Origin of the sequence: Lentibacter sp. (assembly GCF_965657785.1) — a bacterium.
Taxonomy (GTDB): domain Bacteria; phylum Pseudomonadota; class Alphaproteobacteria; order Rhodobacterales; family Rhodobacteraceae; genus Lentibacter.
In genome coordinates this window covers 1-9,613 of the sequence record NZ_CBFHPP010000010.1, presented here as the reverse complement: position 1 = coordinate 9,613, position 9,613 = coordinate 1, and the positions used below count along the sequence as shown (strand labels likewise).

Below are 9,613 nucleotides of genomic sequence, written 5' to 3'. Positions count from 1 at the left end.
TCCAAGCCCTTCTTTTCAAAAGACTATATGCATGGCTACCCGGAGAGCATGAGCTTGTATGCCGCCATGCTCTTCGCCCATGAAGCCACCCATATCTGGCAGTGGCAAAACCGCGCCACAACGGGCTATCACCCGCTCAAAGCCGCCGCCGAACACAGCGCCGTCGATGACCCTTATCTCTTTGAGATCAAAACAGATAACCGCTTTCTCGACTATCCCTACGAGCAGCAGGCCAGCCTTGTTGAGGAATACGTCTGCTGCACAGCCCTTGACCCAGACGCGCCGCGCACCGCCCGCTTGCATGCCATGCTCTCAGAGGCCTTGCCACTCCAAAATATCCATATCCCCCAAAAGGTTAGCCTCCCATGGAACGGAGCCGAAACACGCAACATCTGCCGCTAACTCTCTGGCTTCCTCTTTCCAAAAATATCCCGGGGGTAGGATTCAAAAGCACTATCGCTTTTGAATCTAGGGGGCAGCGCCCCCAACTGATCGGATTTGCGAAGCAAATTCGAAGCCTTTAAAGCCGCTTCAAAACCTCCGCGGCGAAATGCTCGCCGCGCTTCTCAAAGCTGTCATACTGATCAAAGCTCGCGGCCGCAGGGGCCAGCAGAACAACATCGCCCGCCTCGGCCTCGCGCATCGCCGCCTCCACAGCGGCCTCCATCGTCGTGCAGACCTCTGTCTCGATCCCCGAAAGCTGCATCGCAAACTGCGCCGCCTCACGGCCGATCACATAGGCCTTTTTCACGCCCCCAAGCGCCTCGGCCAGCCCGCTCAGCCCGCCTTCTTTTTCCAGCCCGCCGCAAATCCAGCGGATGTTGCCAAACGCGCGCAAAGCCTTCTCGGCGGCGTCCACATTCGTCGCCTTGCTGTCGTTCACATAAGACACGCCCCCCGCTTCAGCAATCAGCTGGGAGCGGTGCGGCAAGCCCTTAAAGCTGTGAAACCCTGCCTCAATCTCGCGCGGCGCAATCCCGAGCGCGCGGCAGACAGCATAGGCCGCACAGGCGTTCTGATGGTTGTGCGCCCCCGGCAGGCCTTTCACCGCGCGCAAATCAATCGAGGCCACCTGCCGCCCCTTGCGCCATTCGGCCAGAAAGCCCTTCTTGGCATAGACGTTCCAGCCGTGCCCCGTGAGCTTGCGCTCCACAGAGATGCGGATCACTCGGTCGTCGCCCTGCCCCGCCGAGAGCTGGTTGTCCAGAAACAGCCCCTCGTTTTCGTCCACGCCAATAACAGCACGGTCAGGCCCACCCTCCGCAAAGAGCCGCCGCTTGGCCGCAAAATAGCCGCCCATCCCCTGATGGCGGTCCAGATGGTCGGGCGAAAGGTTGGTAAAAACCGCAATGTCAGGCGTCAGCGCCCGCGCCAGCTCGGTCTGATAGGAGCTGAGCTCCAGCACAATCACATCGCCCGACAAAGGCGCGTCAATGTCCAGAACCCCGCGGCCGATATTGCCTGCAAGTTGCGCCGTCTTGCCCGCCGCCTCAATCAGATGCGCAATCAAAGCCGAGGTCGTGGACTTGCCATTAGAGCCTGTCACCGCCACCACACGGGGCGGAATATCAAGCTCGACCCATGCCCCCGAGCCAAGCGACGCAAAGAAAAGGCCAATGTCATTGTCCACAGGCACGCCCGCCAAAAGCGCTGCGGCGACAATGCGGTTTGGCTCAGGATACAGATGCGCAATCCCGGGGCTGACAACAAGCGTCGAAAGACGGCTCATCACCGCCTCTTTGCCAAGGTCAAGACACTCAAAGCCCTCAGCCTCCGCCTTGGCGCGCGCCTCGGGGTTGTCATCCCAGCAAAGCGCTTCAGCCCCGCCCGCGCGCAGGCTGCGCGCCGCTGAAAGTCCGCTGCGCCCAAGGCCCAGAACGCCCACGCTTTGGCCCGCATATCCAGTCACTGGAATCATCCGCTTCCCCCTTGGTGCACCTGTGGTGCGCGTTGTTAACGAAGTTTAAGTGTCGCAAGGCCGATCAGCGCCAGAATAAGCGAGATGATCCAGAAGCGGATCACAATCTGCGGCTCCGCCCAGCCCTTCTTTTCATAGTGGTGATGGATCGGCGCCATCAGGAAAACGCGCTTGCCCGTGCGCTTGAAGTAAAGCACCTGAATGATCACAGAGAGCGCCTCAACGACAAACAACCCCCCCACAATCGCAAGCACAATCTCGTGCTTTGTGCTCACAGCAATCGCCCCGAGCGCCCCGCCCAAAGCCAATGAGCCTGTGTCGCCCATAAACACAGCCGCAGGCGGCGCATTATACCAAAGAAAGCCAAGCCCGCCGCCAAAAATACCGAGCGGTAAAGATCAGGATTTCGCCGGTCCCGGGCACATAATGCACATCAAGATAGTCGGTAAAATCGACCCGCCCAACCGCATAAGCAATCACACCGAGCGTGCCCGCCGCGATCATCACAGGCATAATCGCAAGCCCGTCCAGCCCGTCCGTGAGGTTCACAGCATTGGCCGCGCCGACAATCACAATCATGGAAAACGGCACGAAGAGATAGCCAAGGTTGATCAGCGTGTTCTTGAACACAGGCATCGCCAGCTGATATTGCAGCGCATCAGGGTGATAAAGCGCCGCCCAATAGCCCGCAATCGCACTGATCACGAGGCCAAGCGCCATGCGCACCCGCCCCGAAACGCCCGCCGTGGTCTGTTTGCTCACCTTCGCATAATCATCGGCAAAGCCGATCGCGGCAAAGCCGACAGTGACAAACAAAACAATCCAGATAAACGGATTATCAAGCCGCGCCCAAAGCAGCGTCGAGGTCAAAAGCGCGCCAACAATGAGCAATCCGCCCATTGTCGGTGTGCCCGCCTTCGCCAGATGCCCCTCGGGGCCATCGTCCCGAATGGGCTGGCCCTTGCCCTGACGGCGCCGCAAGACGTTGATCAGAGGTGGCCCGAAGAGAAACCCGAAAATAAGAGCCGTGAGAAAAGCGCCACCGGCGCGGAAGGTGATATACCTGAACAGGTTGAAAAAATCGCCCCCGTCGGACAGTGCCGTAAGCCAGTAAAGCATCTACTCTATTCCTCGTCTCTCTGTTTTTGGGCGCATGGCCGATCGGATCGCGCTGACAACACGGCTCACGCCGATCCCTTTGGAGCCTTTCACCAAGACTATATCACCTGCGCGTAAATATCCGCGCACTTTGGCGGCAAGTTCGTCCGCCGTCTCAAACCAGTCGCCCTGTTGATCGGGCGGCAGCGCCTCCCAAGCATGGCGCATCAATGGCCCCACGCAATGCACACGATCCAACGCCGCAAGAGAAGGCAGCTGCGCCACGCGGGCGTGCTCTTCAAACTCGCTCACCCCAAGCTCCAGCATATCTCCGATGATCGCAATCTTGCGGCTTTTGCCCTCGGGGCGCGCAATATCCGCCAAAACCTGAAGCGAGGCCACAAGCGACGCAGGGTTGGCATTGAACGCATCATCAATCAGCTCGATATGGTCGTCTTCAACCTCATCCAGCGCCAGAATTTCGCGCCGCCCCCGCCCCGCAGGCGGCTCCCACCGCGCCAGATCGGCCGCCGCCACAGCGCGCTCACACCCGACCGCCTCACACACCGCAATCGCGCCAAGCCCGTTCATGGCAAAATGCTGCCCTGCCGCGCCAACCTTAAAGAGAAGCGCTTCGCCAAAGGCTTCGGCCTCGGCGATGGTCATATTGTCTTTCAGCCGTGTAAAAACCAGCCGATAGTCTTCTGACCTTGTGCCAAAAGTCAGCCCTCGGCCCGCATATTGAGCCGCCTTCGCCGCCAAAATCGGCGCCGTCTCGATATCGCCGTTCCAGATCGCCACGCCGCCCTCGACAAGCCCCTCCATAATCGCGGCTTTTTCCACTGCGATGCCTTCGATGTTGTCAAACGCCGCCAAATGCGCCGCCGCAACAGTGGTGATCATCACCACATGGGGTGCGGCCATCTTCGCCAAAGGCGCAATTTCTCCAGGGTGGTTCATGCCGATCTCGATCACGGCAAATTCGGCCTCAAGCGGCATCCGCGCCAGCGTCAGCGGCACGCCCCAGTGGTTGTTATAGCTCGCCTCTGCGGCATGGCAGAAGCCCTGTGCCGCAAGCATCACCCGCAGCATTTCCTTGGTCGAGGTCTTGCCCGCGCTCCCCGTCACTCCGATGATTTTGGCCTTGCTTCTCGCCCGTGCCGCGCGGCCCAAGTCTTCCAGCGCCGCCAGCACATCCGCCACAAGCAAGAGCCTGTCTGAGCCTTCCAGCCCTTCCGGCACATGGCTCACAAGCGCCGCCGCCGCGCCCTTCTCAAGCGCCTGCGCGACAAACTCATGGCCGTCGCGCGCCGCCTTCAGCGCCACAAAAAGATCGCCCGCCGCAAGCGTGCGGGTGTCGATCGAAACGCCACTGGCTGTCCAATCCGAGCCAACAGCGCCGCCCGTGGCCGCTGCGGCCGCCGCACTTGTCCAAAGAGGCTTCATATTCTGCCCTCCAAAGCCGCCACAGCCACGCTGGCCTGCTCCACATCATCAAACGGCAGCACAGTGTCGCCAATGGTCTGGCCCGTCTCATGGCCCTTGCCCGCAATCAAAAGCGCATCTCCGGCCTGTAGCAAATCAACGCCACGCAAGATCGCCTCGGCGCGATCCCCGACTTCATAAGCCTCAGGACAGCCCTTCAATACAGCCGCGCGAATATCCGCAGGCGCCTCCGAGCGCGGATTGTCATCGGTGACAATCACAATATCCGCGTGCTCCGCCGCCGCTGCGCCCATCAAGGGCCGCTTGCTGGTGTCGCGGTCCCCGCCTGCGCCGATAATGGCAATAATCCGCCCGGGAATATGCGGCCGCATCGCTTGCAGTGCGGTCGCAATCGCGTCTGGCGTATGGGAATAGTCAACAAAAACAGTCGCCCCGTTGTCACGCGTCGCCGCAAGCTGCATCCGCCCGCGCACCGTTTCCATATGATCCAGCGTTTCAAAGACAGCCTGCGGGTCTTCTCCCGCCGCAATCACAAGCCCCGCCGCCAAAAGCACATTCTCGGCCTGAAACCCGCCCATAAGCTTGAGATCGGCACGGTAGCCACGGCTGTTATGCTTGAAAAAGACTTCCTGCCCCATGCCATGAAAGCGCTGCGCCGTCAGCTGGATGTCTGCGCCCTCCATACGGCCCACGCTGATCACTTCAATCTCGCGCGTCTGCGCAATGGCCGCCATATCAGGCCCGCGCGGATCGTCGATATTGATCACAGCGACGCCATCATCGCCCAAAACCCGCCCGAAAAGCGCGGCCTTGGCGGCGAAATATTCCTCAAACGTGGCGTGATAATCCAGATGATCCTGCGTAAAGTTGCTAAACCCCGCCGCCGCCAGCTGAACCCCGTCAAGGCGGTATTGCGACAGCCCATGGCTTGAGGCCTCCATGGCGGCATGGGTGATCCCCGCCTCGGTGGCCGCCGCCAAAGTGCGGTGCAGCGTGATCGGCTCCGGCGTCGTATGCGCCAGCGGCGCGCTCCAGTCGCCCTCCACACCCGTTGTGCCAAGGTTCACAGCCCGCAAGCCCAGCTCCTGCCAGATCATGCGCACAAAGCTTGAGACAGAGGTCTTGCCGTTGGTGCCAGTGACAGCAATCATGGTTTCAGGCTGCGCCCCAAACCAGAGCGCCGCCGTATAAGCCAGAACCTGACGCGGGTTTTCCGACACAATCAAGGCCGCATCAGCGCCCGCAAGCTCGGCTTCGGCAAGCGCTGCGCCCTCGGCGTCCGTGAGGATCGCACGCGCGCCCATTCGCAAAGCATATTGAATAAATGCACCACCATGCACAGAGGTGCCAGGAAGCGCTGCAAACAGCATTCCCTCTTTCACCAATCGGCTGTCCACAGCCAGACCGCTGACGCTGACATCGCCCCCGACTGTGGCCCGTAGCCCCAGCTCGCTTAACTTTTTATGCCCCACCACCGCCTCTTTCGCGTTAATTCGATGTGAGCGTTATACCAGCCAATTTCCCTGGTTCAACGTTTGGTCGCAATCCAAGCAGCGGCGCAACGCGGTTGATCATCTCCGCCGCCACAGGCACAGCCGTCCAGCCCGCGCTGCGGCGGTTTTCACCGAGCGTATAAATCTCTGGCTCATCCAAGGTCAGGATCAAGACATATTGCGGCTTGTCAGTTGGGAAAACGCTGGCAAAGGTCGCCATGGTCTTGTCTTTGTAGTAGCCACCCGTCGCCTTCAGCTTCTCTGAGGTGCCCGTCTTGCCGCCCACAGAATAGCCCGCCACATCGCCAAAGCTCGCGGTGCCATCGGTCACAACCTTGCGCATCATATCGGTCATCTCCTGCGCCACACGTGGCTCCACAACCTGCGCGCCATAGTTCGGCCCGTCCTGCTTCAGAAGCGTCGGCGCAATCTTGCGCCCGCCATTGGCGATTGTTGAAAAGGCCGCAGCCAGATGCATCGGCGTTGCCGAAAGCCCGTGACCATAAGAAATCGTCATGGTCGAAATTTCAGACCAATGCTTGGGCAAAAGCGGCTTGCCGCCGCCCGCCTCGGGCATTTCTAGGCTCGTCGTCTCCAAAAACCCGAGCCCGTCCAGAAAGCTGCGCTGGCGCTCTGCCCCAATCATCTGCGCAATCCGCGCGGTCCCGATATTTGAGCTTTCCGTCAAGACGGTTTCCACACTCAGCTCAGGGCCATAGTTGTGAAAATCGCGGATCCGGTGCTTGCCCCAAACAAGCGGGCCACGGGTGTTGATCATTGTGTCTTTGGTCACAAGCCCAAGCTCGATAGCCTGCGCAATGGCAAAGACCTTAAAGGTCGAGCCAAGCTCATAAACCCCCTGCAACGCGCGGTTAAACAGCGGGCTGTCATCAGGATGCCCCTGCACAGGCGGCGCAGGGCGATTGTTCGGGTCAAAATCAGGCAGGCTCACCACAGAGATCACTTCGCCTGTGTGCACATCCATCAGAATGCTTGCCGCGCCCTTCGCCCCCATCAGGCGCATCCCGCCCTCAAGCACGCGCTCGGAGGCGGTCTGCACGGTCATATCCAACGAAAGCTGCAAAGGCTTCGCGCCGTTGGCAGGGTCGCGCAGATATGCGTCAAACTGCTTTTCAACGCCCGCCGTGCCAATCACTTCCGCCGCATGAACCCCCTCACGGCCAAAACTGGTTCCGCCCATGACGTGCGCAGCCAAGGAGCCGTTCGGATAAAGCCGCGCCTCACGCGGGCCAAACAGCAAGCCCGGCTCGCCGATGTCATGCACAAGCTGAAGCTGCTCGGGGCTAATCTTCTTTTTCACCCAAAGAAACTTGCGCTTTCCCGTGAAATCCTTGGTCAGCCGCGCCTCGTCCAGATCAGGGAAAATCTTCACGAGCTCTTTGGCCGCGCGGACAGGTTCGATCATTTCCTGAGGCTGCGCATAGAGTGAATGCGTTTCGATATTGGTTGCCAATACGCGCCCGCGACGGTCCACAATATCGGCACGCTGCGCCAGAATCTCGACACCGCCGCCTGCAGCCCGCAGCTCTGTTGGCTCGGAGCCGGCCAAAAGGCCCATCTGCGCCGCAATCACAGCATAAGCGCAGAAAAACATCACCCCAAGCACCACAAGACGCCCCTCGCCCACCGAGCGAAGATCATTCTGGATCGCCTCATGGCGCGCGCTGGTGTTACGCCGCTCAATGGCGTCAGGGTCTGTGCCCTTCTTGCGCGCGTCCAGAATGGCAGCCAGAGGTCTGAGAGGAATTCGTGTCATTGGTCTGCTCCGCTCACTTGCGCCCCGTCGCTTGAGACTTCAATCGAGCCATCAAAACTCAGCTCAAGCTCCTCGGCCTGCGGCTCCACAGGATAGCCAACCTCGGTGATCGTGCCAAAATGCTCTGCCGCCAAGGGCAAAAGCCCGATTTTTTCAAAATTCAGGTCTGTCAATTCGTGCAGACGGTCAGGGCGGTTCAGATAGGCCCATTCGGCCCGCAAAATCGCCAGCCGCGCTCGCGCCTCGCCAATCTCGGTCTGCAAACGCTGCGAAGAGGCATAGGCCTCTTGGGTCTGGTAGTTCTCGTGATAGGCCCAGAACGCGCTGCCAATCACGCAAAGCGCCGTCAGCAAAACAATAATGGTTCTCATAAGACACCCTCACCCAATTGTGGCGCTCCCACTGTTTTTGCGCTGACATCCCGCGCAGGCACATCGGTGCGCCGCGCCAACCGCAACAGCGCACTTCGGCTGCGCGGGTTGTCTTCAAGCTCTTCGGCGTTCGGCCCGATGGCCTTTTTGTTGATCAATTCAAAGGTCGCAGGCTCTGGCACCTGCGCAGGCGCATAGCGACTGCCGCCGCCCGTCTCGCCCGCCCTGAGCCGCATAAAGCGCTTCACAACGCGGTCCTCCAGCGAATGAAACGATACCACAGCTAAAAGACCGCCGGGTTTGAGCGCGCGTTCCGCCGCCTCAAGCCCTGCCACAAGCTCACCAAATTCATCGTTCACAGCAATTCTGATCGCCTGAAAACTGCGCGTCGCAGGGTGGCTCTGGCCTGGCTTGGGCCGTGGCATCACGCTCTGGATGATCTCTGCCAAGCGCCCCGTTGTCTCGATAGGGGCCAGCTCGCGCGCCTTGACAATCGCCTTGGCGATCCTGCGGCTGGCGCGGTCTTCGCCGTAAAGATAAATAATATCAGCAATTTGCGCTTCATCAAGCGCATTGACAAGCTCCTTGGCCGAGCGCCCCGTCTGGCTCATCCGCATATCCAGCGGCCCGTCGCCCTGAAACGAAAACCCGCGCTCCGCCAGATCAAGCTGCATCGAGCTGACCCCCAGATCCAGCACAACGCCATCGACCTGCTCGGCAACCTCATCAAGCTTTGAAAATGTGGTCTGGTGCAAAGCGACCCTGTCGCCATATTCCGCCGCCCAGACGCCCGCCAGCTCATGCGCCAGCGGGTCACGGTCGATCCCGATCAGCCTCTCCGCGCCTGCGTCAAGCAAGCCTTTGGCATAACCGCCCGCGCCCAGCGTTCCGTCCACCCAGACGCCCGAAACGGGCGCCACATGGTCCAGAATAGCCCCTAGCAAAACCGGAATATGCCTGCGCTCTGATGTGGCACGTTCCATATCGCGCTATTCCCCGCCTGTCGCCTTATCAAGGTAAATCAATGGATCAAAATCCTCTGGCAGCTCGTCGAGCCACTCTTCGGTCTTGGCCAGCTCTTCCGCCTCATAGGTCTCAGGCTTCCAGATCTGGAAGGTGTCGCCCGCAGCAATAAAGAACGCCTCGCCCTCAAGGCCGATCTTTTCGCGCAGCTTTTGCGGCAGCACAAGACGGCCTGTCTCATCCACAGTTGTCGGCAAGGACTGCCCCTGAAAGAGACGTTGAAGAATTTTGCGCTCGGTCGACCCACGCGGCAAGGACGCAATCTTGTCGTCCACTTCGGTAATCGCCTCAACCGTATAACATTCAAGATAGGTGCGGCGGTGATCCCCATAAACAATCACCAGCTCGGGCGTGTCGCCCTCGCGCCAGTTCGGGTCAGAGGCCTCCAGAACACGCCGAAAAGAGGCCGGAATTGACACCCGCCCCTTAGCATCCACCTTATGGTGGCTTTCGCCGCGAAATCTACGAACCACTTGGGCCGCCTCTC

General features: G+C 60.1%; 7 protein-coding genes and 1 pseudogene. All 8 read right to left on the bottom strand.

From position 1 onward, the window contains the following. Positions 1-520 precede the first annotated feature (520 nt). The 8 genes and pseudogenes from murD to mraZ all read right to left on the bottom strand — a co-directional run bounded on the left by murD (position 521) and on the right by mraZ (position 9,599). Entirely contained in the window at positions 521-1,918 is a 1,398-nt protein-coding gene (gene murD / locus ACTF58_RS07640) for a UDP-N-acetylmuramoyl-L-alanine--D-glutamate ligase (RefSeq protein ID WP_438991376.1), read from the bottom strand. 35 nt (positions 1,919-1,953) lie between these two features. Continuing rightward, positions 1,954-3,037, bottom strand: a pseudogene (mraY, locus tag ACTF58_RS07635) (phospho-N-acetylmuramoyl-pentapeptide-transferase). Then, entirely contained in the window at positions 3,038-4,462 is a 1,425-nt protein-coding gene (locus tag ACTF58_RS07630) for a UDP-N-acetylmuramoyl-tripeptide--D-alanyl-D-alanine ligase (RefSeq protein ID WP_438991375.1), read from the bottom strand. Beyond that, positions 4,459-5,934 carry a UDP-N-acetylmuramoyl-L-alanyl-D-glutamate--2,6-diaminopimelate ligase gene (locus ACTF58_RS07625; RefSeq protein WP_438991374.1) on the bottom strand — a complete coding sequence of 492 codons (1,476 nt, stop codon included), beginning with the start codon at positions 5,932-5,934 and terminating at the stop codon, positions 4,459-4,461. Before ACTF58_RS07625 ends, ACTF58_RS07630 begins: the two co-directional genes overlap by 4 nt. A gap of 16 nt (positions 5,935-5,950) precedes the next feature. Beyond that, complete coding sequence (locus tag ACTF58_RS07620; RefSeq protein ID WP_438991373.1) at positions 5,951-7,732, bottom strand: peptidoglycan D,D-transpeptidase FtsI family protein; 1,782 nt, start codon at positions 7,730-7,732, stop codon at positions 5,951-5,953. Continuing rightward, on the bottom strand, positions 7,729-8,103 hold the full coding sequence (ftsL, locus tag ACTF58_RS07615) for a cell division protein FtsL (RefSeq protein ID WP_438991372.1): 375 nt from the start codon (positions 8,101-8,103) through the stop codon (positions 7,729-7,731). Before ftsL ends, ACTF58_RS07620 begins: the two co-directional genes overlap by 4 nt. Next, positions 8,100-9,086 carry a 16S rRNA (cytosine(1402)-N(4))-methyltransferase RsmH gene (rsmH, locus tag ACTF58_RS07610; RefSeq protein ID WP_438991371.1) on the bottom strand — a complete coding sequence of 329 codons (987 nt, stop codon included), beginning with the start codon at positions 9,084-9,086 and terminating at the stop codon, positions 8,100-8,102. The genes ftsL and rsmH overlap by 4 nt, the downstream gene beginning before the upstream one ends. 6 nt (positions 9,087-9,092) lie before the next feature. Continuing rightward, the gene (gene mraZ / locus ACTF58_RS07605; RefSeq protein ID WP_438991446.1) at positions 9,093-9,599 is read right to left on the bottom strand and encodes a division/cell wall cluster transcriptional repressor MraZ; all 507 of its coding nucleotides are present in this window, start codon (positions 9,597-9,599) and stop codon (positions 9,093-9,095) included. Positions 9,600-9,613 lie beyond the last annotated feature (14 nt).

Bases quoted from the DNA above. Each gene is read 5' to 3' on its own strand.
- ACTF58_RS07630 (WP_438991375.1), bottom strand. From the start codon at position 4,462: ATGAAGCCTCTTTGGACAAGTGCGGCGGCCGCAGCGGCCACGGGCGGC.
- rsmH (WP_438991371.1), bottom strand. From the start codon at position 9,086: ATGGAACGTGCCACATCAGAGCGCAGGCATATTCCGGTTTTGCTAGGG.
- murD (WP_438991376.1), bottom strand. From the start codon at position 1,918: ATGATTCCAGTGACTGGATATGCGGGCCAAAGCGTGGGCGTTCTGGGC.
- ACTF58_RS07620 (WP_438991373.1), bottom strand. From the start codon at position 7,732: ATGACACGAATTCCTCTCAGACCTCTGGCTGCCATTCTGGACGCGCGC.
- ftsL (WP_438991372.1), bottom strand. From the start codon at position 8,103: ATGAGAACCATTATTGTTTTGCTGACGGCGCTTTGCGTGATTGGCAGC.